Origin of the sequence: Reinekea thalattae (assembly GCF_008041945.1) — a bacterium.
In the GTDB taxonomy this organism is placed as follows: domain Bacteria; phylum Pseudomonadota; class Gammaproteobacteria; order Pseudomonadales; family Natronospirillaceae; genus Reinekea; species Reinekea thalattae.
On record NZ_VKAD01000001.1, the window covers coordinates 299,468 to 321,233 of the forward strand.

General features: G+C 45.8%; 16 protein-coding genes and 1 other RNA gene. 14 read left to right on the top strand and 3 right to left on the bottom strand.

The features are described 5' to 3' along the window. Nucleotides 1–68: 68 nt before the first annotated feature. The 9 genes from gspN to FME95_RS01485 all read left to right on the top strand — a co-directional run bounded on the left by gspN (nt 69) and on the right by FME95_RS01485 (nt 11,821). Complete coding sequence (gene gspN / locus FME95_RS01445; protein WP_187265410.1) at nt 69–806, top strand: type II secretion system protein N; 738 nt, start codon at nt 69–71, stop codon at nt 804–806. Next, the gene (locus FME95_RS01450; protein WP_147712480.1) at nt 807–1,739 is read left to right on the top strand and encodes a type II secretion system protein N; all 933 of its coding nucleotides are present in this window, start codon (nt 807–809) and stop codon (nt 1,737–1,739) included. It begins immediately after the preceding gene. Between the two features lie 10 nt (nt 1,740–1,749). Next, entirely contained in the window at nt 1,750–3,672 is a 1,923-nt protein-coding gene (gene gspD, locus FME95_RS01455) for a type II secretion system secretin GspD (RefSeq protein WP_147712482.1), read from the top strand. A 439-nt stretch (nt 3,673–4,111) separates the two neighbouring features. After that, nucleotides 4,112–6,727: a phosphoenolpyruvate carboxylase gene (gene ppc / locus FME95_RS01460; protein WP_147712484.1), complete on the top strand. Its 2,616-nt coding sequence runs from the start codon at nt 4,112–4,114 to the stop codon at nt 6,725–6,727. A 142-nt stretch (nt 6,728–6,869) separates the two neighbouring features. Continuing rightward, on the top strand, nt 6,870–7,520 hold the full coding sequence (gene adk, locus FME95_RS01465; protein WP_147712486.1) for an adenylate kinase: 651 nt from the start codon (nt 6,870–6,872) through the stop codon (nt 7,518–7,520). 193 nt (nt 7,521–7,713) lie between these two features. Then, the gene (locus tag FME95_RS01470; protein WP_147712488.1) at nt 7,714–7,950 is read left to right on the top strand and encodes a hypothetical protein; all 237 of its coding nucleotides are present in this window, start codon (nt 7,714–7,716) and stop codon (nt 7,948–7,950) included. Beyond that, nucleotides 7,943–9,706, top strand: a complete 1,764-nt coding sequence (locus tag FME95_RS01475; RefSeq protein ID WP_147712490.1) for an ABC transporter ATP-binding protein — start codon at nt 7,943–7,945, stop codon at nt 9,704–9,706. Before FME95_RS01470 ends, FME95_RS01475 begins: the two co-directional genes overlap by 8 nt. After that, complete coding sequence (locus tag FME95_RS01480) at nt 9,699–11,480, top strand: ABC transporter ATP-binding protein (RefSeq protein WP_147712492.1); 1,782 nt, start codon at nt 9,699–9,701, stop codon at nt 11,478–11,480. The genes FME95_RS01475 and FME95_RS01480 overlap by 8 nt, the downstream gene beginning before the upstream one ends. 20 nt (nt 11,481–11,500) lie before the next feature. Next, nucleotides 11,501–11,821, top strand: a complete 321-nt coding sequence (locus FME95_RS01485; protein ID WP_246109301.1) for a DUF3301 domain-containing protein — start codon at nt 11,501–11,503, stop codon at nt 11,819–11,821. Nucleotides 11,822–11,893: 72 nt separating this feature from the next. Here the strand turns inward: FME95_RS01485 and pykF are convergent, their stop codons facing one another. Continuing rightward, nucleotides 11,894–13,306: a pyruvate kinase PykF gene (gene pykF, locus FME95_RS01490; RefSeq protein WP_147712494.1), complete on the bottom strand. Its 1,413-nt coding sequence runs from the start codon at nt 13,304–13,306 to the stop codon at nt 11,894–11,896. Between the two features lie 449 nt (nt 13,307–13,755). On the opposite strand from pykF, the gene FME95_RS01495 reads away from it, so the two are divergent. Then, nucleotides 13,756–14,196, top strand: coding sequence for an RrF2 family transcriptional regulator (locus FME95_RS01495; protein WP_147712496.1), 441 nt, complete (start codon nt 13,756–13,758; stop codon nt 14,194–14,196). Between the two features lie 161 nt (nt 14,197–14,357). Further along, nucleotides 14,358–15,134, top strand: coding sequence for a methyltransferase domain-containing protein (locus tag FME95_RS01500; RefSeq protein ID WP_147712498.1), 777 nt, complete (start codon nt 14,358–14,360; stop codon nt 15,132–15,134). A 64-nt stretch (nt 15,135–15,198) separates the two neighbouring features. Here the strand turns inward: FME95_RS01500 and acnB are convergent, their stop codons facing one another. Then, on the bottom strand, nt 15,199–17,784 hold the full coding sequence (gene acnB / locus FME95_RS01505; RefSeq protein ID WP_147712500.1) for a bifunctional aconitate hydratase 2/2-methylisocitrate dehydratase: 2,586 nt from the start codon (nt 17,782–17,784) through the stop codon (nt 15,199–15,201). Nucleotides 17,785–18,100: 316 nt separating this feature from the next. Further along, nucleotides 18,101–18,748 carry a 7-carboxy-7-deazaguanine synthase gene (gene queE, locus FME95_RS01510; RefSeq protein ID WP_147712502.1) on the bottom strand — a complete coding sequence of 216 codons (648 nt, stop codon included), beginning with the start codon at nt 18,746–18,748 and terminating at the stop codon, nt 18,101–18,103. A gap of 176 nt (nt 18,749–18,924) precedes the next feature. On the opposite strand from queE, the gene ffs reads away from it, so the two are divergent. From ffs to FME95_RS01525, 3 genes are all read left to right on the top strand, one after another. After that, nucleotides 18,925–19,021, top strand: an RNA gene (gene ffs / locus FME95_RS01515) — signal recognition particle sRNA small type. Nucleotides 19,022–19,239: 218 nt separating this feature from the next. Continuing rightward, nucleotides 19,240–21,435: a DNA polymerase III subunit gamma/tau gene (gene dnaX, locus FME95_RS01520; protein ID WP_147712504.1), complete on the top strand. Its 2,196-nt coding sequence runs from the start codon at nt 19,240–19,242 to the stop codon at nt 21,433–21,435. A 4-nt stretch (nt 21,436–21,439) separates the two neighbouring features. Next, nucleotides 21,440–21,766 carry a YbaB/EbfC family nucleoid-associated protein gene (locus tag FME95_RS01525; protein WP_147712506.1) on the top strand — a complete coding sequence of 109 codons (327 nt, stop codon included), beginning with the start codon at nt 21,440–21,442 and terminating at the stop codon, nt 21,764–21,766.

Genomic DNA, 21,766 nt, shown 5'->3' on the forward strand with positions numbered 1-21,766 from the left:
GTCATTCAGGCTTAGAATAGAAAAATCACTTTACTAAAAAGATGTGCTTAAAAAGTAGCCATGTATTCATGAAATTTTTCAATATAAAACTCGTCATTATTTTTGTTGCCAGCTACTTGCTAGTGTTAGTTGTGACAGCACCGATTCAATGGTGGCTGCCTAAGATTATTCAGCCTGCTCCGTCAACCGGTATTCTGCTACAAAACCCGCAAGGTAATATCTGGCAGGGGCAAGTCCATGTGCTTAGCCGAGAAGTTCAGCCTGTTACAGTGAGCTGGGATCTGTCGCCCTATAAATTAATCCTGTTACAGGCCGCCGTCGACTTCAGCCTTTCAGGTCAGGATATAGCGTTAACCGGAAAGGCTTCTTTTAGTCCGTTAGGTATGCGTTTACGGCAACTGAGCGGTTATGCGGATGAGCCATTTGTTGCGCCACTGATGCAGCAATATAAAACACAGGTCACGGGCCGTTTAACGGTCCAGCAATTAGCTTTTAATCTCGGCTGGAATCATTCTATTGGCGATTTAGAAGGACAGTTGGTTTGGTCGGGCGGTAATGCGCAGATGTCGGTTAACCGGCGTCAGCAGACTTATCAGGTGCCAATGATGATGCTTAATTTACAAGGCGATTCTGACGGTTGGCTCGGGCAGGTTTTAGGCAGTCAGCAGCAGTCGTTTATGACGCTATCTTTAACGCCAGAAGGGCGTGCTAGCATTTCGGTAAAGCGCCTACTTGCTGAGGCTCTTTCAATTCAGCTTCCTGGTTCCACTGAGTCAATTTTAGACTTTTCGCAGCAGGTTTTTTAAGTGAAGGTAAAACGATTACTGCAGTTTGCAGAGCTTAAATTACAATCTTGGGGTGTGGCGCTGTTGCTCATCACCAGTGCTTGGCTGCTCGCAAAAATTACTTGGCTTGTTATCGCCCCAATGCCCGGCGTTACTGTACCAAGCCTTGTTGCGTCTGATACACAAGCGAGTTCATCAGCTGGCTCTAGCGCAAATTCCCAGTGGCGAGAATGGGCACAGGCCATTAATCAGCGTGCTTTTTTTGGTGAGCCTGAAGCACAGCAAGTTACCGATGCTAGCTCGCAGATTGATGCGCCAGAGACACGCTTAAAGCTTTCGTTATTGGCTATTCTCGCCGCCAGCGACCGCGGTGGTTTTGCCATCATTGGGCAATCGTCTTCTTCTGGCAAGGTGTTTCAGGTCGGCGATAACCTCTTTGGTCAGGCGGTATTGTCGGCGGTATACAGTGATCGAGTAATTATTGAACGTGGCGGCGTTATGGAAACGCTCTACTTTGAAAAAACCAACAGCTCTTCGCTCGCAACGCCGGTGCCTGAACGGCCGGTAATCGATTCGAATGCCGAGTCATTACAGCAGGCGTTGACCAGCGCTAACCAAGCCATTGCTCAAGGAGCAGATGTTACGCTACAAACTCAGGGGGTCCTGGGTTATGTTGAACAGGCGATAAATGAAGATCCTCAAGCTTTACTGAATGAGCTGGGCTTAGAGGTAACCGATCAGGGTTATCAGGTATCACGCCGTGCTCGGCAGTTACTAATGGTTGGTTTGCGGCCTGGCGATATTATTACGGCGGTAAATAACACGCCAGTGGGTAATATTTCTCAAGATCAACAACTGCTTAACCAGCTAATGAGCACGGGTGGACAGGTGTCGATAGAAATTACTCGAGGCTCCAGAACATTAACGATTCATCAAGAAATACCGGCACGTTAAGGAATATAGAATGACGGTTCGAAAAGCACTTAAATTACTACTACTCATGCCAGTATTGTTTATGGCTGCAATGTCGATTGCTGCCGATGATGAACGATTCACGCTCAATTTGCAGAATGCAGACATCAAAGAGGTGGTTGACCTTGTTGCTAAGGTGACGGGTAAAACCTTTATTATCGATCCGAGAGTACGCGGTAATGTTACGGTCATTTCCGATAAGGAAATGACTCAAGCGCAAATATATGAAACCTTTTTAGCGACATTAGAAGTTTATGGTTTCTCTGCAGCCGAAAGTGGTGATGTCGTCAAGATTATCGCCCAGTCAGACATAAAATCAGCGGGTTTGGGTGTCGATCTTGATGGCTCTGTCGTTGGTGAAGAAATCGTCACTCGCGTCTTTGCTATTGAAAATGTTAATGCCACTGAATTGGTGCCAATTTTACGGCCATTGGTAGCTAAGTACGGGCATTTAGCCGGAGTCGCTTCAGCTAATGTTCTTATCATCGCTGATCGTGGTGCTAACTTGGAGCGAATTGCCGATATCATCGAGTTGTTGGATCGTGCCGGCAGTGAGGAGATTGAAGTCGTTGAACTGCAATATAGCTATGTCAGTTCTATGATCACCCTGTTAGAAAGTATTGCGCCAAGAACACTGACCACCGGTAACGATCGTGCGCCAAGTACGCTCGGTGTGCATCTGGTTGGCGATGAGCGCAGTAACCGTATTATTGTGAAAGGCGATGTAGAGTCGCGTAGCCAAATTATTGAGTTAATTAAAAAGCTCGATACGCCGGTTCGGGAGCAGGGGTCGTCTTATAAAGTTATCTTCTTGAATTACGCCGATGCAGCACAGATGGCACAAATATTAGAAGGGGTGTCATCCAGTTCGGTCGTTTCTGGCGCTGTTGAACAGGTTAATTATCAGCAGGTGCCGGTTTCGATTTTGGCGGACGAAAATCAGAATGCCTTGATTATCAAGGCGTCACCGATTGAATTACGCCAGTTGGAAAACCTGATCTCACAATTGGATATTGCTCGCGAGCAGGTATTGATCGAAGCGGCAATTGTTGAAATCAGTGGTTCTAGCGATGATGCTTTAGGCGTGCAATGGCTAACTAATCCTGAAAATACCTTTGAAAACGGATCGCCGTTTTTCTCTTCATCCAGCGATGTTGCAGGCAATTCGATCAGTAACATAGCTTCGTCGGTTGGTAGTGCAGACAGCGCTTTAGGTGCTCTTGCGGGGGTTCCAACAGGTACGACCTTGGCTCTCGCTGATAAATCCTTGTCGATTATGTCGATTATCGAAGCGTTGGACTCACGTACTAATACTAATCTGTTGTCGACACCCAGTGTTATGACCTTGGATAACACCGAAGCCTTTATTACCGTTGGTAGCGAGGTGCCGTTTGTAACCGGTGGTAGCGGCACGGATGATGATCCCTATACGATTGAGCGAGAGGACGTCGGTACCACCTTGACCGTGATACCGCATGTCCAAAAGGACGGTACTATCCGTTTAGAGGTGGATCAGTCGGTCGAGTCTATTCTTGGTGATGTTGTTTCGGGTGCTGTCGATATCATTACCAGTAAAAAAGAAATCAAGACAGAAATTCTGGTCGAAGATAGCCAAATTGTTGTACTAGGCGGACTGATCTCTGACGAGTTGGTGGAATATGAGTCTGGCATTCCGGTGCTCAGTCGCATTCCGCTGATCGGTTGGCTGTTTAAATCAACCTCGACCAGCAAGACTAAGAGCAACCTAGTGGTGATTATGCGTCCGACGATCGTTAAAGATAATTTGAGCGAATACCGTCGAAAACGTCTCGATGGGCTTTGGGAGTTGCGCATCGGTGGTGACTCGTCATTGCAGCAGCCGGATGCTGAATCTCTCTATGATGGCAGTTTCCTCGAAGGGATTATCTCTGAATAGCTTGGCCACTGAATAATCTGACGGTAGCCAATCAATAATGCTATTAAATTAAATAAATAGCTCGGTGTGAGTGCCCATGTAGAACCCCTTTAATAATAGGTTCTAGGTCGCTCTAACCGACTATATTTAACGCTGTTCGCGGCCTATTATTGCCACTATTGAAATACAGTACACGAATACTGTCACCTTTAAATTATAAGAAACACGCTTTTTATCGATTATTATCATATGCATCTTAGTTTTGCTGTGTATTATTAGCAGCTGTGATTTTTATTTAAGAGTCAAATTTTTGACCACTGGGTCGATGTGTAATAACAATCGGCTGGGTGAGTACCGACTGACCGAGTATCTATAGATTCGAGTGCCTATGAATTAGAACCCATAGGCTAGGCTCGAGTGCCTATAGGTTCAAGTCAGTCCTCAATTGTTGGAGTTAACCATGACATTAATACCGGATACCCTGCGCTCACACGTGCGCCTACTAGGGGATTTACTCGGGGATACTGTTCTAGAGAACCATGGACCAGAGTTGTTTCGTAAGATCGAAGAAATTCGTCTGTTAGGTAAGACGGCGTATAACGATCGTAACAGCGATGTGCAACCGCTTAGAACCGCATTGGCGAATCTTGAAGACAAAGATATTTTGCCTATTGCGCGTTCATTTAACCAATTCTTGAACCTAGCCAATATTGCAGAGCAAACCTATTTCTCAAGCGCTGAAGCTGCTCAACGTGATGTTTTAGAAGAAGCCGTTGAAGAGTTAACCGAGGAGTTGGGCAAAGATCAGGTCAGTGAAGCGCTGAGCAAAATGAAGATCGAGCTAGTCTTAACTGCTCACCCAACTGAAGTATCGCGTCGGACTCTGATCCGTAAATACGAGAAAGTCTCAAACGCATTGCGTGATTTGGGCCGAACCGACTTGTTCCCTTATGAAGTCGATAAGGTTAAAGGCCAGCTACGTACCACCGTTGATGAAATTTGGTACACCGATGAAGTACGTGAAACACGTCCATCGGCAGTTGATGAAGCTAAATGGGGCTTTGCTGTTATTGAGAATTCACTTTGGGAAGCAGTGCCTGATTTTATGCGTGAGTTCGATGCCATTGCACGCCGAAAAATTGGCCAAGGTTTACCACTCGATGCTAGCCCGTTCCATTTTTATTCTTGGATGGGCGGTGACAGAGACGGCAACCCGAACGTCGATCACAAGGTTACTAAAGAAGTGATTTTATTGGGTCGCTGGATGGCGGCCGAGCTGTATCTCGCCGATATCGACGAGCTAAAGACCAGCCTCAGTATGCAATCTGCCAGCGATGAGTTTAGAGACAGCTGGGGTAAGGGTTCAAAAACACCTTATCGTGAGTGCATGCATACCATTCGTGATCGATTAATTTTGACTCAGTCGCGAGTACATGCGCGCCTTAATGGCTTGCCCGTGCCTGAAGGTCGACCTATTTTAACGAAACAAGAATTGCTCGAGCCATTGGTTGCTTGTCACGATGAGTTAATGGCCCAAGGCCTTACCCGAGTGGCGAACGGTGCACTGCTGGATACTATCCGTCGCGTACATTGTTTTGGTGTAAACCTTGCTCCATTGGATATCCGTCAGGACAGCGAGCGTCATGTTAAGGCGATCGATGAACTGACTAATTACCTTGAGTTTGGTTCGTATGAAAGCTGGGATGAAGACGCACGTCAGGCATTCCTATATGAGCAGCTGCAAAGTAAACGTCCACTGATTCCTAGAAATTGGACGCCATCAGCAGATACCCAAGAGGTGTTAGATACCTGTGCCGTGATCGCCAGCGAGCCACCAGAAGCGCTGTCACATTACATTATCTCAATGGCTCAGCAGCCATCGGATGTGTTATCGGTTGCATTACTGCTGAAAGAAAGCGGTGTCTCTTGGAATATGCCCATTGTGCCGCTATTCGAGACCTTAGATGACTTAGATCGAGCACCAAAGGTGATGTCTCAGTTATGGCAGAACGAATGGTATCGTAACTACTCTGACAATAATCAGACAGTGATGATTGGTTATTCCGACTCCGCTAAAGATGCCGGTAAAATTACAGCAACGTGGGCTCAATACCGTGCTCAGGAGTCGTTGGTGGAGCTGTCTCATCAGCATGATATTACCTTGATGCTGTTCCACGGTCGTGGTGGCACCATTGGTCGCGGGGGCGGCCCAGTAGAAAAATCCATGGCGTCGCAACCGCCGGGTTCTGTTCCGGGGCAAATCAGGGTGACAGAGCAGGGCGAAATGATTCGCTATAAGTTTGGCCAGCCACGTGTTGCGATTCGCAGCTTGGCCATCTATTTGGCAGCAACGTTGAGAGCGACATTGCAGCCGAATCCAGCACCTAAACAAGAATGGCGCGATCTGATCGCGGCCATGTCCGATCATAGTTTGGCAATGTACCGTCAGGTTGTCCGTGAAGATGAGCGTTTTGTGCCTTATTTCCGCTCATTGACGCCAGAGCAAGAGCTCGGAAAACTGGCCTTGGGCAGCCGACCGGCTAAGCGTAAGGCAACCGGTGGTGTTGAAAGTTTGCGTGCTATTCCTTGGGTATTCGCTTGGATGCAGGTGCGACTGAATTTACCTGCTTGGTTAGGCGCAACTCAGGCGCTTGAGCATGCGGTTAAGAATGATGTCGACACGCTTAAAGAAATGATGACCGAATGGCCGTTCTTTGCCGCCTATATCGATCTACTAGAAATGGTCGTGGGTAAGGCAGAAGGCTCGATTGCCGCCTATTACGAAGAACAGCTGGTAGACGAGCAATATAAGAGTCTTGGTGAGCAACTACGTGATGATCTTTCTCGTTGCCAAGCGTTGCTCAATGAGCTGAAAGATCAGCAGGTATTGTTGCAATCTGATCCATTATTGCTGCAGTCGTTGCAAGTGAGAGCGCCATACACCGACCCACTAAACTATTTGCAAGCTGAACTGCTAAAACGTGAGCGTAAAGCAGGCCAAATAGCGCCAGAACTTGAACAGGCGTTAAAGGTTACCATGGCAGGTATTTCAGCGGGTATGCGCAATACAGGGTAAAGATTAAGCGTTTTATTCGGTTGTAACTTGTAAGGGGCGCAGGTAAAGTAGCGCCCCTTCATACGTTAAGGGTCTGTGTGATGTTGGTAAAATCAGACAAAATGGTCCTAACGTGGTAATAAAATAGGAGTACGTCTTTAATATGCGTATTATTTTGCTAGGTGCACCCGGCGCCGGAAAGGGCACGCAAGCCAAGTTTCTTTGTGAAAAATATGATATTCCACAAATTTCAACAGGCGATATGCTCAGAGCGGCTGTCAAAGCGGGTACGCCTTTAGGCATTCAAGCTAAAGAAGTCATGGATCAAGGCCAACTTGTTTCTGACGAAATCATTATTGGCCTTATTAAAGAGCGCTTGCAGCAAGATGATTGTAAAAACGGCTGTTTATTTGACGGTTTTCCACGCACCATTCCACAAGCCGATGCATTGAAATCGGAAGGCATCGAAATTGACGCCGTGGTTAACTTTGACGTTGCTGACGAAGAGATCGTTGCTCGTTTAGGTGGTCGTCGAGTGCACCCAGGTTCAGGTCGTGTTTATCACACCGTTTATAATCCACCGAAAGTTGAAGGTGTTGATGACGAAACTGGTGAGCCGCTTATTCAGCGTGAAGACGATCAGGAAGGCACTGTCCGTAAACGCTTGGCTATTTATCATGAGCAAACTAAACCGCTAGTTGAGTATTATTCCGATTGGGCTAAACGCTCACCGGCAGAGGCTCCTAACTATATCTACATTGAAGGTGTTGGCTCTGTTGATGAGATTAAAGAGCGAGTGTTGAGCGCTTTTTAAGCGCCCCGTGAAAACCCATCGGGGACTAATCGAAATCAATGAAGCGCCTTATGGCGCTTTTTTTTCGCCTGATTTTTAGTGATGAAAAGTGTACACTTATCAAAAAATAAGCTCAGCGTGAATTGCTGAGCGCAGATAAACCCAACGCAGATACATTAACGCCGAAAGAATAACGGCGGTTAAGGCAGTGATCATGAAAGCGAAAGCGTCACAAACAGATGAGGCTCAACAGGACTGTTGTGGGCGAGGTGGTGTCAGGCCTGGTTGTGGCCGAAAGCCAGGAGTTAAAACGCACCCAGTTAGGTTGCCGCAGTGGTTGTTGTCGGAACTGGAAGCGCGTGGAGATATAAAACAAGGCATTATCGAAGCCTGCGTTCGCCACTATAATCTTGATTGGCCGAAAGATGCTGAGGGCCATACAAGTGACTAAAATTGGCTTTATCCTGCATTATCTAAAACTTAATCGATTGTCTTATAGTCTGGCGGTTTTATTTATTTTTTTAGTGAATTGGCTGCAAGTTCAGATTCCACTCTATATTCAACGAGCCATCGACCTGATCGATGATCCAACCGAAGCCGGTCATGGTCAGTTGACTCATTACGTCACGGTCGTGGTGTTAATGGCCACGGCAATGATCGTTGTGCGAATTTTGTCGCGGGTTTATGCGTTTAATCCTGGGCGAATTACAGAAGCGGCAGTAAAAAATAAATTGCTTTATCAGCTAAACCGATTGCCTCATAGTTTTCATCAGGGCTTTGCCTCAGGGCAATTAATCTCGGTGATGAATAACGACATGCATGGCGTTCGATTGTTTTTTGGTGTCGGTGTTTTACAGTTTTTTAATGTCTTTTTTGCTTTGTCGTTAACGCCGGTTTGGATGTGGCAAATATCACCTGCTTTAACACTCTATTCCGTTATTCCTATTTTGTTTGGCTTTGTGATTTTTCGTATTGGCTTCAAACGCATGAAAGATCTACACCGCGAACATCTAAGTCGTTTGCAAAGTCTATCGAAGCATTTGATGAACTTATTATCCGGCATTGATTTATTAAAAAATTCCAACATGAGTGATTGGGCTCAACAGGAAGTCGGTCGGTTAAATCAGCAGTTATTAGAATGCCGAATTAAGATGGCGCGAATCCAAACCTTTATTATTCCGGTGCTGGAATACACCAATAACCTAATGAAAATTCTTATTTTAGGCTTGGGTGGCTATCTCTTATTACAGCAGCAATTAAGTTTGGGTGAAATCACCGCCTTTCTGTCTTATTCCGTTATGCTGGCGTTTCCATTGACACAGTTGGGCCGCATTGCAACGGTCTATCAGCGCGGCATGGTGAGCATCAGTCGTGTGCAAGAAATACTCAATGCTGAAATTCCAAAAACAGAATTTAATCGGTTAAGTCCGCCGCAGCTAGAGCTTGCTCAACAAGCCAGTTTGTCGGTCAGGCACTTAACATTCTGTTATCCCGGTAGTGATGAGCCGGTGCTGAAAGATATTAGTTTTGATATTCCAGCAGGCAAAAAAGTTGGCATTCTAGGTGGTGTAGGTTCTGGAAAAACAACGCTGGTGAATTGCTTAAGTCATCACTTCGACATTCCAGAAGGTTCGGTTTATTGGGGCGATATTGATATAGCGACTATTTCTCGCAATGATATTCGGCGTTTTATGCGTACTGTTACGCAAGACCCCTATCTCTTTTCTAATAGCATTGAGAATAATATTCGCTTTGGTCAAAACCATGTTGAGATTACCGATGCCGATATTGATCAGGTGTTAGAACTTAGCCAGTTTGCAGAAGATGTGTCACGCTTCCAAAAGGGTAAGCAAACCGTTGTTGGAGAAAAGGGCGTCATGCTATCGGGTGGTCAAAAACAACGGTTAAGTATGGCTAGAGCACTGTTAACGCCGACTAATTTATTGATATTGGATAATGTACTTTCGGCGGTCGATTACGAAACTGAGCGAAAAATTTTAAAACACATCTTCCGACGTTTAGGTCAGCAATCCATTCTGTTGGTGTCGCATCGAGTCAGTGCCTTGGAATATATGGATGAAATTATCGTACTCGATCAAGGGCGAATTATTGCTCAGGGTAGTCATCAGCAACTGCTAGAAACGAATAGCTACTACCAAAAAACTTGGCGCTTACAACAAAACAGTAAGGAGGCCAGTCTTGCTTAAAGCAAAGGACATACAGCACCTTAAGCATTTTTTTAAATATGCTAAGGCATATCGAGTTACTGCATGGATTGGCATCTTGATGTTGCCGTTGTCGATCATTACAAACCTATTGTTTCCTTGGTTAATTATTCAGGTTATTGATGATCAATTAGCGCAAAATAAAATCGAAGGCCTTTGGCTTAATATCGGTTTGCTCTGTTTAGTCTTGGCGCTGAACTATCTCTTTGAATCGCTTTATTCTTATAACTTAAAAAGAACAGGTCAATTAACCGTTGCCGACATGAGAACGGCGCTTTTTAATCGAGTGATTCATTTACCTCGTCGTTATTTCGATAACACACCATCGGGCGTTACCTTGACTCGCTTAACCAGCGATTTAGAAGCCATAGGCGAGTCTTTTGTGCAGTCTGTTGTTGGGCTGGTTAAAGACTCATTAATTACCATTTCTCTATTGGTGATGATGTTCGTTATTGATTGGCGTCTGGCCAGTATTGTGCTGTGCGTTATTCCTCCGGTGATGTATTTGACCATCTATGTGCGTAATCGATTACGTGCGCTGTATCGTATTACTCGCTCGGTAATGGCGCGCAGCACCGGCTTTCTGCAAGAAGTTTTATTGGGCTTTAAAACCGTTCAGCTGTATCGAGCCGAACAAGAAGTAGAGGAGGTTTATGGTGCTTACACGGATGAGTTTTTACGAGCACAAATAAAGGTCAATAAATACGATTCGATCCTGTTCGCAGTAATTTCCGGCATTACCTCAATCACGGTCGCGTTAATGATATGGTATGGATCAGGGCAGGTATTGCAGCAGGGTTTAACGCTCGGTGTATTGATTGCGTTTATCAATATGTTGGAAAAGCTTTTTTCACCGATTAAAGATTTTACTTCTCAAATAGCGACGATTCAGAGTTCTTTTGCTTCGTTGGATCATGTTGAAGAACTGTTTACGGAGCCTCTAGATGAGGCGGATCGCTTAATGATTTTAAGCGCGGGCGTAAGTAAGAAGCTCGAACAGTTCGATAGTTTAGAATTTAAAAATGTCAGCTTTCGCTATACCGAACAATTGCCTTATGTGCTTAAAGAAGTTTCTTTTTGCTTAAATAAGGGGCAGCAAATTGCGCTGGTTGGCGCGACAGGTTCGGGTAAGTCGACGATATTACGGCTCATCGCGCAAATTTATTCCGGCTATGAAGGAAGCATCCTATTAAATGGTGTCGAGCTTTCTTCGATACCGACAAATCAAATAAATCATATCTTTTCACTGATGAGACAGGATGCGTTTTTATTTGAAGAGTCGGTTCGCTTTAATATTGCGCTGGGTAAGCAGGATATGACTGATAAAGAGATCAAGGCTGCAGCTGAATATGTTTTTGCCGATCAGTTTATTGAACAGTTACCGAACGGTTACGATTTTAAATTAGATAAGAACGGCTCGAATTTATCCTCTGGGCAAGCTCAGCTGATTTCTTTTGCAAGAGCAGTCGCGCAAAAGGGGCAGGTTTTTATGCTGGATGAAGCCACTAGCTCGGTTGACTCAATGACTGAAAACCTGATTCAAAAGGCAGTGAAGCGCTTATTTGATGGCAAAACGGTAATTGCGATTGCACATAGACTCAGCACCATTCGGCATTCGGATGAAATACTGGTGTTTGATCAGGGACGTATTGTTGAACGCGGAACTCATGAGCAATTATTGACTCTTAATGCTGTCTATTGGCAACTGTTAAATAGCGATACAACACAGGCTGAACCGCTGAGTATTGCACAGTAAATTAAAAGAGGGCTAGGTATTTGAATTTCGTATTATCGGATGTCGTACTGTTAGCAATGTTAATTATTGCAGGTGCTTTGTGGTGGCACGGCCAGGGTATTAAGGCATTTGCTTTACGCAGAGTACGGCAATACTGCCAAGAGCATGATTTGCAATTATTGGATGAGAGCTTAGTGCTTAAGCGATTATGGTTGGCGCGTGGTGCTGATGGCTTATTGAAGGTTAGACGGCGCTACGGCTTTGAATTTACCTCAACAGGCGAGTTTCGCTATCGTGGTGCGGTCGTCATATTGGGTTATCAGGTCGATGCGATGGATTTAGATTCCCATCATTTGGTTTAAAGTTTTTTGATGACAAAAAAAGGAGCCTAAGGGCTCCTTTTTATTGGCTAACTTAATGTGCGCGAGGCAACATTAGTCGATGCACTGTACTGACATAGTGTTAGTTGATTGATGCATTGCACCAGCAACCACTAAGATTGAGTCGCCAGATTTTGCTACGCCATATTCAACGGCTTTTGCTTTGGCTTTTTCATAAATTGAATCGCTGTCAGCAAAAGGTTCTACAACAGAGGTGGTAACACCTTTTGTTAAACATAACTGCTGTGATGTTTTGGTATCTGTTGTAAGAGCAAGGATAGGTGCTTTAGGGAAGTACTTACGTACGGCCTTAACTGACTTACCTTCAACAGTAGCTACAACGATAGCTGCAACATTTAGTTCTTTAGCTGTTTGAGCCGCTGCTTTCGCGACTGCTTCAGTAACACGTAGTGCGCCTTTCTCTTCAGGTAATTTCACTTCGATCTGCTTCATTGCGGAATCTGTACGTTCACAGATTTGCGCCATGATTTTAACAGTCTCAGTCGGGTACTTACCTTTAGCTGACTCACCTGAAAGCATAACTGCATCGGTGCCATCTAGAATTGCGTTGGCAACGTCGCCGGCTTCTGCACGTGTTGGACGTGGGTTCTTGATCATTGAATCAAGCATTTGAGTCGCAGTGATCACAGGCTTACGTGCTAGTACACAGGCTTTGATCATCATTTTCTGAGCAAAGATTACGTCTTCAACTGCAATCTCAACACCTAGGTCGCCACGAGCAACCATGATGCCGTCAGAAGCTTCAAGAATTTCGTCGAAGTTATCAACGCCTTCTTGGTTTTCGATTTTAGAGATGATTTTAATGTTAGCGCCACCGTTTGCTGTCAGTAGCTCACGAATTTCGTGAACATCTGAAGCTTTACGGATAAACGAGGCTGCAACGAAATCAACTTCTTGGCCAGCACCCCAGATGATGTCTGATTTATCTTTCTCTGAAAGAGCTGGTAGCTTAACGCTTACGCCTGGTAGGTTAACGCCTTTTTTGTTACCTAGTTCACCGGTGTTTTCAACACGGCAGATAACGTCGTTACCTTTGATTTCAGTAACGGTTAGGTTTAATAGTCCGTCATCTAGAAGAACCGTGTTACCTACAGAAAGGTCTTTTGCGAAATCTTCATAGGTGACTGCAACGCGTGTTTTGTCGCCGACAACAGACTGATCTGTTGTTAGTGTAAAAGTTTGGCCTGCTTCTAGTAGGACGTCACCATCCGCTAGGTTCATTGTGCGAATTTCAGGGCCTTTGGTATCAAGTAGAATGGCTACTTTTTTACCGGTTTCCTTTACAACTTCACGAAGGTTTGAAATGCGTGCACCGTGCTCATCGTAATCACCGTGAGAAAAGTTAAGTCGCATGACATTCATGCCAGCGTTGGTGAGGTTCTTTAACATTTCCTTAGAGTCGGAAGCCGGTCCGATCGTACATACGATCTTGGTCTTACGCGTCATTTTGAAAGCCCTTATGTTCAGATTGGTCAATTTGGGAATGAAATTAAATTAGGGCATGGATGCTACCAAGTTTTAACCGTTGTTTCATTATTTCAAATCAACTTAATTCGCCATAGGGTCTCTTGACGGACGATTTTTTTTATAGATAGCTGTTTTTAGTCGAAAAAGTGTCTTAAGTTGCTTATCAGTTGACTGCTTTTGATTGGATTTGATTATTCGCAGTAGTGCAGTCTGCTGGCATTGCTAAAGCCAAAGAGGCTAATCAAATTGCTTGAGGAAGGCAAAGTGAACAATCACCGTCAAACTACTAACAGTAATAATGCGACCCATTAGACTTTCTGATTATAACTTGCTCGATTCGAATCCTTTAAGATGACCGGAAAAAGATAAGCAGCATCGATATCTGTACAGTTTTAACCCATGTTAAGTCGTCGTAGAGGTAGGGCCGAGTGAAAATTAACAACTTTACCAATTATGCATATCGCATATTAATTGTGTTGGGTTTAAATAAAGATAAAACGGTACCTCTTTCAGAGATTGCTGCGCTTTATGATATTTCGTTAAACCACTTGAAAAAGGTTTCGGCTCGCTTAGTTGAGCATGGCTATGTTGAGACAGAGCGAGGCCGTAGTGGCGGTCTAAAAATAGCGAAACCGACGGTAGATATCGGTTTAGGTGATGTTTTTAAAATCGCTCAGACTGAAACAGCCTTTATTGATTGCAGCATGAAGGATTCCAGTTCTGTATTGCAGGCCTCGGTCAGTGAGTTGCAGCTGGTGTTTGAAAAGGCGCTCAGTCATTTTATTGCAGTATTAAATCAATATACGTTGGCTGATTTGATGATTGATAGACGCCTGCAGTCGAGCCTCATGGTTTCGTCAACAGTTTAAACTTTGGTTGAGCGTTGTTTTTAGCTTGAGCACATTGAGTTAGGCGACGACGTTAAGTTTATAAACCCCCTGATCGTGATGATATGCTTAGTCCACTTGCCGATATAGGTGTAACTTAACTGCCATCGGTGACAATCCTTTTTGTTCAACGAGCATCATCCATGTCGAGTGTTAATTTTGACGGTCTGTTTGACCGATTTTCTCAGCAAATTTATCAAAGTCGGAAAGGGCGTTTGCGTATGCAACTCATCGATGCCCTGTATCGCCGCTATTTACCCTTAACTTCATTGAATGAAGCAGATGTGCTCGATGCCGCAGGTGGATTAGGGCAAATGAGCGCATGGTTTTTATCGCAAGGCAGTCGTGTTAACTATTTCGATGTCTCTGAAGAAATGGTGCAGGCGGTAACAGAACAGTTCGCGCAAGCAATAACTACTGATCGCCTTTTGGTGAGTTGCCAGTCGATTACCCAGCTGGAGACTAAGAATGCATTTGATTTGGTCAATGCACATGCAGTTTTAGAATGGTTAGAGCAGCCTTATGACGCGTTGGCTAGGCTGCAAGCCGCCGTCAAGCCAGGTGGTTACCTCTGTTTGATGGTGTATAACAAACATATGCTGATGCTAAGGCATTTGATGCGTGGAACGATGGCGCGGGCTATGGCTGGCGAAATTGCTGGCGATCGTAAAGGGTTGACGCCGATTTCGCCGTTGGACCCGAATGAGGTTGCAGCGACACTACGACAGTCTGGTTTTGAGGTAATATCTCAGGCTGGCCTTCGTACTTTTTCTGACTTGGCAGAAAAGACGGTGATTGATTGGTATGACGAGTCTGATGTTTTTGAATCTGAGCTGCGGCTGTGCGAATCGCGGCCTTATTGTGACATTGGCCGTTATGTACTGATAATTGCTAGGAAGGCTGATAGCCGAGAAAAATAACATGAACGATAAGTTATAAAAAAGCCCGAACGAGTCGGGCTTTTTTAGTGGTCACGATCAGAGCTTAGGCTGATGCAATCAGCGAGCTAGCTGCGTCAGTGAACTCTTCGATCTGATCGAAGTTCATGTATTTGTATATCTCATCCGACATGCTGTCTAAGCTTTGGATGGTGTTTAAATACTCATCGACAGTCGGTAATTTACCGATGATCGCTGCGACAGCTGCTAACTCTGCAGAGGCTAAGTAAACGTTCGCACCTTGGCCTAGACGGTTAGGGAAGTTTCGAGTCGAGGTTGATACTACTGTCGATTTATCCGCTACACGCGCTTGGTTACCCATGCAAAGGGAGCAGCCTGGCATCTCTGTACGTGCGCCAGCACGGCCGTAGATGTTGTAGTAGCCTTCTTCCATGAGCAGGTGAGCGTCCATTTTCGTTGGTGGCGCAATCCACATACGGGTTGAGATTGAGCCACCGTAGTTGTCAAGCAGCTTACCAGCGGCACGGAAGTGACCAATATTGGTCATACATGAGCCGATAAAGACTTCATCGATCTTGTCGCCAGCTACTTCAGACAGTAGTCGAGCATCATCAGGGTCATTTGGAGCACACAGAATTGGCTCTTTTACGTCTGCTAGGTCGATCTCGATAACATGAGCGTACTCTGCATCTTTATCTGCACGCATCAGGCTTGGGTTAGCAAGCCATTCTTCCATCGATACAGCGCGGCGCTCAAGCGTACGCTTGTCGCCGTAGCCGTTGGCGATCATCCAGCGCAACATAACGATATTTGAGCGCAGATATTCTGCTACTGAGTCTTCGCTCAAGGTAATGGTACAGCCAGCAGCTGAACGCTCAGCGGATGCATCAGAAAGTTCAAAAGCTTGCTCAACGGTTAGCGTCTCAAGACCTTCAATCTCTAAAACACGACCAGAGAATTCATTTTTCTTGCCGGCTTTTTCAACGGTTAATAGGCCTTCTTTGATGCCGTAGTAAGGAATCGCATGCACCAAATCACGTAATGTAATACCAGGCTGCATTTCACCTTTAAAGCGCACAAGGATCGATTCAGGCATATCCAATGGCATAACACCTGTGGCTGCGGCAAAGGCAACCAAACCAGAACCGGCTGGGAATGAAATCCCCATTGGGAAACGAGTATGGGAGTCGCCACCTGTACCAACGGTGTCAGGCAAGAGCATGCGGTTGAGCCAGCTGTGAATGATGCCGTCGCCAGGGCGTAAAGAAACACCGCCGCGGTTCATGATGAAGTCTGGCAGAGTGTGCTGAGTGTCAATATCGACCGGCTTAGGGTAGGCAGCGGTATGACAGAAAGACTGCATGACAAGGTCTGTCGAGAAGCCAAGGCAGGCTAGATCTTTCAATTCATCACGGGTCATTGGGCCGGTGGTGTCTTGAGAGCCAACCGTTGTCATTTTAGGTTCGCAATACTGACCAGGGCGCACGCCTTCAACGCCACAGGCTTTACCAACCATTTTTTGTGCGAGCGTGTAGCCTTTGTTGGATTCAGCAACATCAGCAGGGCGCTTAAAGATATCAGACGGGCCTAAGCCTAATGCTTCACGAGCACGATCTGTTAGGCCGCGACCAATAATTAATGGGATACGACCGCCGGCACGAACCTCATCCAGCAGCACGGTTGTTTTTAGTTTGAACTCAGAGATGACTTGGCCGTCTTTCTCAACTTTACCTTCATATGGGTAAAGGTCGATAACATCGCCCATGTTCATCTTGTCGACTGGAAGCTCGATAGGTAAGGCGCCTGCATCTTCCATGGTGTTAAAGAAAATAGGAGCGATTTTGCCACCCAGACAGAAGCCGCCAAAACGCTTGTTGGGAACGAAAGGAATGTCTTGACCGGTATACCAAAGAACAGAGTTGGTCGCTGATTTACGTGATGAACCGGTACCAACAACGTCGCCCACCATTGCAACTAGGTTGCCTTTGGCGGTGAGTTCTTCAAGTTGTTTGATTGGGCCGATTTCACCAGCTTTATCTGGGTTAATGCCATCACGGGCATTTTTGTACATGGCTAAAGCATGCAATGGAATATCTGGGCGAGACCAAGCGTCTTGCGCAGGTGACAGATCATCGGTGTTGGTTTCACCAGTCACTTTAAAGACGGTTAGGGTGATTTTTTCTGGTACTTCAGGCTTGTTTAAGAACCATTCGCCTTCGGCCCAAGATTGCATAACTGCTTTGGCTGCAGCATTACCAGCGTCGGCCTTTTCTTTGACATCGTGAAAGGCATCAAAAACCAATAGTGTTTCTTTAAGTTCTTCGGCTGCTAATTCCGCCAGTTCGCTGTTGTCTAGTAGTTCAACCAGCGTTTCGATGTTATAGCCACCTTGCATAGTGCCGAGTAACTTAACAGCTTCTTCTTTTGTGATTAGCGGGCAGCTGTCTTCACCTTTGGCAAGGGCCGATAAAAAGCCAGCCTTTACGTAGGCGGCTTCGTCAACGCCCGGTGGTACGCGGTTAACGATTAAGTCTTTAAGGAATGCTTCTTCGCCAGCGGGCGGATTTTTTAAGAGATCGACCAAGCTGGTAACTTGCTCTGCGTTTAGCGGTTTAGCCGGAATACCTTGGGCGGCTCGCTCTTGTTCATGTTTACGATAAGCATCAAGCACGATTTGATCTCCATTTTTAGTTCGTTGTTATGCGTTAACATTGATCACTCAGATGTTTAAGGCATAGCTGCCTAGTTAGGGTGACCGTTGTTAAGCTGTAGTCCCAGCTCGGTTTTTAATGATTCTCCCGCCGCTTCAATTTAAGAGTAGGCAGATATAGTAATAGCTCTAGAATCAAAATGTATCGAGCTTGTAGTGTTGAAAAAGTTTAGTGAATAGCACTCGGAAAGTTAAGTACTTATCGACGGACTGAAGAAATAACTAGTATTCACTGCGTGAATGGCTGGGTCAGCTTAATTGATAAGTTGTATATTTGTTAGTCAATATGAAGAATCTTGTGGCTTTGTAGTGTTAATCGCCATTGAGGGTGCGCAAGGCAGTAGTCAATCGTCGCTTGAGTATTACTGTTAAAGATCAGAGTGCTTTGCTGCCAGTCGTTTAGTGGGCTGAGATAGCGATAACGGGCTTTTATGTCGGTAAAGCGTTCAGGCATGGCGGCTTCTTGTGGGAAAACCAGTTTAAGCTCATCGCATTCGGTGACGGTAATTTCAGCGCTACCTTTTGGGCTGATGCAGACCCAATCGAGCTGACTAGGCAACGGCAAGGTGCCGTTAGACTCAACAGCGCATTCAAAGCCGCGCTTCTGCAGTGCAATAATCAGTTCATTGGTTAGTTGTAAAGCTGGTTCGCCACCGGTAAAAACGACGTATTTATGCTCGGCTTGCTCAGGCCAAAGAGCTTCTATTGCTTCAACTAATGCCTGTTCGGTGCGAAATTTACCACCATTTTGACCGTCGGTGCCGATAAAGTCGGTATCGCAAAAGCTGCATACTGATTGTTCGCGAGAAGCCTCTTTGCCGTTCCAGAGATTGCAGCCAGCAAAGCGACAGAAAATAGACGGTCTGCCACTGTGATGGCCTTCCCCTTGAAGGCTGTAAAACATCTCTTTTACGCTGTAAGCCATAACTTGCTAATCATCTGTTCTTAAAATCCAAGCGCTCAATAATAACGCAGCTGGCGCTTTATCGGTAGTCTAAGCTTTTTATCGCCAGCCTAAGCTTTCAGTGAGCGTTAAATGCTCGGCGGTTCTTGTGTTTCGCGTCTGGCTGTGGATAATGCGCCGCTCTTGTTATGGCGACCTGCCGGTCCCCTCGCAACGAACGGTCGTAAACCCCGCCAGGCCCGGAAGGGAGCAACGGTAGCGGCTATCTCGTGTGCCGGGGTGTGGCTGGTGGGTTGCCACCCAATCTAGATTCAGCAAAAATACCTACCTCGTTGCTTTACTTCACCTGTTTGTTTTCCTGTTATCTTTCGATTATGTCTTTGTTTTCCGATTTCTGTTTATCTAAGCCACTGTTTTATCTAGCTTTTTACTTAGCTTAAGCATTTCAGGGCTGGTAGAGATTGTGAATCAAAGTTAGGATACCGCTTTATTTAGTTTCTAATCGGATCTCTATGTCCTATCAGGTTTTAGCGAGAAAGTGGCGGCCAGCAACCTTTGCAGAAATGGTCGGCCAGGTTCATGTCTTGCGCGCACTTATTAATGCCTTAGACCAGCAGCGACTGCACCATGCGTATCTGTTTACTGGAACACGTGGCGTCGGTAAAACGACCATTGCTCGATTGTTGGCTAAGAGTCTGAACTGCGAACAGGGCGTCAGTTCAAAGCCCTGTGGTGTTTGTTCTAGCTGCAAAGAAATATCTGAAGGACGTTTTGTCGACCTTATCGAGGTTGATGCTGCGAGCCGTACAAAGGTCGAAGATACGCGAGAGTTATTGGATAACGTCCAGTATGCGCCGACCCGAGGTCGCTATAAGGTGTATTTGATCGACGAAGTGCACATGCTGTCGTCAAGCAGTTTTAACGCCTTGCTGAAAACGCTCGAAGAGCCGCCAGAGCATGTTAAATTTTTATTGGCGACGACCGACCCGCAAAAACTTCCAGTCACTGTATTATCGCGTTGCTTGCAGTTTAACCTGAAAAATATGACGCGCGAGAATATCGTTTCGCACCTCAATCATATTTTGGCAGAAGAGCAGGTGCCGCATGATCAAGGCTCGCTTTGGTCTATCGCTGAGGCCGCAGCTGGCAGTATGCGTGATGCGCTCAGCCTTACCGATCAGGCAATTGCTTTTGGCGAAGGTGCGTTAAAGGATTCCGATGTCTCGGCCATGTTGGGCTCAGTAGACCTAAAACGAGTGCTGCGCTTTGCTGTAGCCTTATTCGAGCGCAATGTTGATCAGCTAATGGCATTAACCGCCGAAGTTGATGAGCACTCCCCAGATTACCAAGCTTTAATGACTGAGTTGATGTCCGTATTGCATCGCACCGCGATAGCTCAAGCGGCGCCTACTGCGATTGATAACAGCAAGGGTGATCGCAATGCTATTGTGAAATTGGCCGGAGCGGTGCAGCCAGAAGATGTCCATCTGTACTACCAAATAGCGGCGAAAGCGAAACCAGAAATGCCGTTAGCACCGAGTGAGCGTGCTGGTTTTGAGATGGCCTTGCTGCGAATGGTAGCGTTTAGCCAGACGCCAGTGTCGAATATCGGTGAACTACCTGAATTATCAGCACAGCAACACCAGGCCGATCCAGAGGCGGTGGAGGCTGATGCTACTCCGGCAAAAAAGTCTGAGTTGATCAACCAAGCCGAATCGGCTTTAGAACCCGATGCATTGGCTGATCAACAGGCGACTAGCGATAATGCCGAATCCAACCCTGAGCTTGAACCTGAACCAGAATCTTCAATAACTGATTCTTCAATAGTAGATTCTTCAATAGTAGATTCTTCAATAGACAGTACCGCCGTGATTGCAGAATCGAGTGGCCAAGCGGACAGTCAATCTGTTACGCCGGTCGAAGAGCATGCATCTGAGTCTGTTTCCTTAGCGGAGCCGATAGTAGATGAGCAAACTATCATCGCGCCTGAGCCAGAAGCTGAGGTACTGCAAGCTGAGTTTGTTCAAGCATCGGTTGATGAGGCAGTAACATCGGTTGATGAGGTAGAAACGCCAGAAGCTTTAGCCACGTCGGAAATAGAGCCCGCTGAGCGTTTCGAGCCGCAAGGCGTAGAGTCTCAAGGTGTAGAGTCTCAAGGTGTAGAGCCTCAAAGTATCGACTCAGAAAATACAGCGAGTCATGAGCTATTATCCTCCAATGTCGATCAAGCAGAGCCAGAAAAAGCACCAGGCCAGTCAGAAGATAGGGTGGCTAAGGCTCAGTGGCCTGCAACCGATCGCAATGAAGATCCGGTATTTTGGTGGCAAGTTAATCTGCATCGTTTAGGTTTACAGGGCATGACAAAAACATTGTTTGCCCATAGCCAGTGGTTGGGTTTTGAAGGCGATACCTTAAGCCTTAATATATCGCCTAACTATCGTAAAATTATGAATGACAGTCACCAAGAAAAGCTGATGCAAGCCTTGGCAGATTGGTTGCCGGGTTGTCGTCGGCTTGCTTTTGAGTTCGCACCGGTCGAGCTAACCCCGCAGTTGTGGCTAGACCAATTGGTGCAGGCATCGAAAGATCAAGCCTACCAATATTTACAGCAAGACCCATTTATTACTCAGTTGGTGAATGAATTTGAAGCACAGTTACAGCGTGAGTCGGCAGTCACTAACCATAATCCAATTCCTTCAGGAGAATAAAAAAATGATGAAAGGCGGCATGGGCAACATGATGAAACAAGCCCAAAAAATGCAAGAAAAGATGCAGCAAATGCAGGAAGAAGTAGCCAATATGGAAGTCATTGGAGAAGCCGGTGCTGGCATGATCTCTGTGGTAATGACAGGCCGTCATGATGTTAAAAAAGTTTCCATTGACGATTCAGTTATGGGCGAAGACAAAGACTTATTAGAAGATTTATTGGCTGCGGCCGTAAACGATGCTGTGCGTAAAGTAGAAGCGCAAAGCCAAGAAAAAATGGCCTCGGTAACGCAAGGTATGGGTTTACCGCCAGGCATGAAACTGCCGTTTTAA

Coding starts and splice junctions, on each gene's coding strand:
- gspN (WP_187265410.1), top strand. CDS start 69: ATGAAATTTTTCAATATAAAACTCGTCATTATTTTTGTTGCCAGCTAC.
- gspD (WP_147712482.1), top strand. CDS start 1,750: ATGACGGTTCGAAAAGCACTTAAATTACTACTACTCATGCCAGTATTG.
- ppc (WP_147712484.1), top strand. CDS start 4,112: ATGACATTAATACCGGATACCCTGCGCTCACACGTGCGCCTACTAGGG.
- adk (WP_147712486.1), top strand. CDS start 6,870: ATGCGTATTATTTTGCTAGGTGCACCCGGCGCCGGAAAGGGCACGCAA.
- FME95_RS01470 (WP_147712488.1), top strand. CDS start 7,714: ATGAAAGCGAAAGCGTCACAAACAGATGAGGCTCAACAGGACTGTTGT.
- pykF (WP_147712494.1), bottom strand. CDS start 13,306: ATGACGCGTAAGACCAAGATCGTATGTACGATCGGACCGGCTTCCGAC.
- FME95_RS01500 (WP_147712498.1), top strand. CDS start 14,358: ATGTCGAGTGTTAATTTTGACGGTCTGTTTGACCGATTTTCTCAGCAA.
- queE (WP_147712502.1), bottom strand. CDS start 18,748: ATGGCTTACAGCGTAAAAGAGATGTTTTACAGCCTTCAAGGGGAAGGC.
- dnaX (WP_147712504.1), top strand. CDS start 19,240: ATGTCCTATCAGGTTTTAGCGAGAAAGTGGCGGCCAGCAACCTTTGCA.
- FME95_RS01525 (WP_147712506.1), top strand. CDS start 21,440: ATGATGAAAGGCGGCATGGGCAACATGATGAAACAAGCCCAAAAAATG.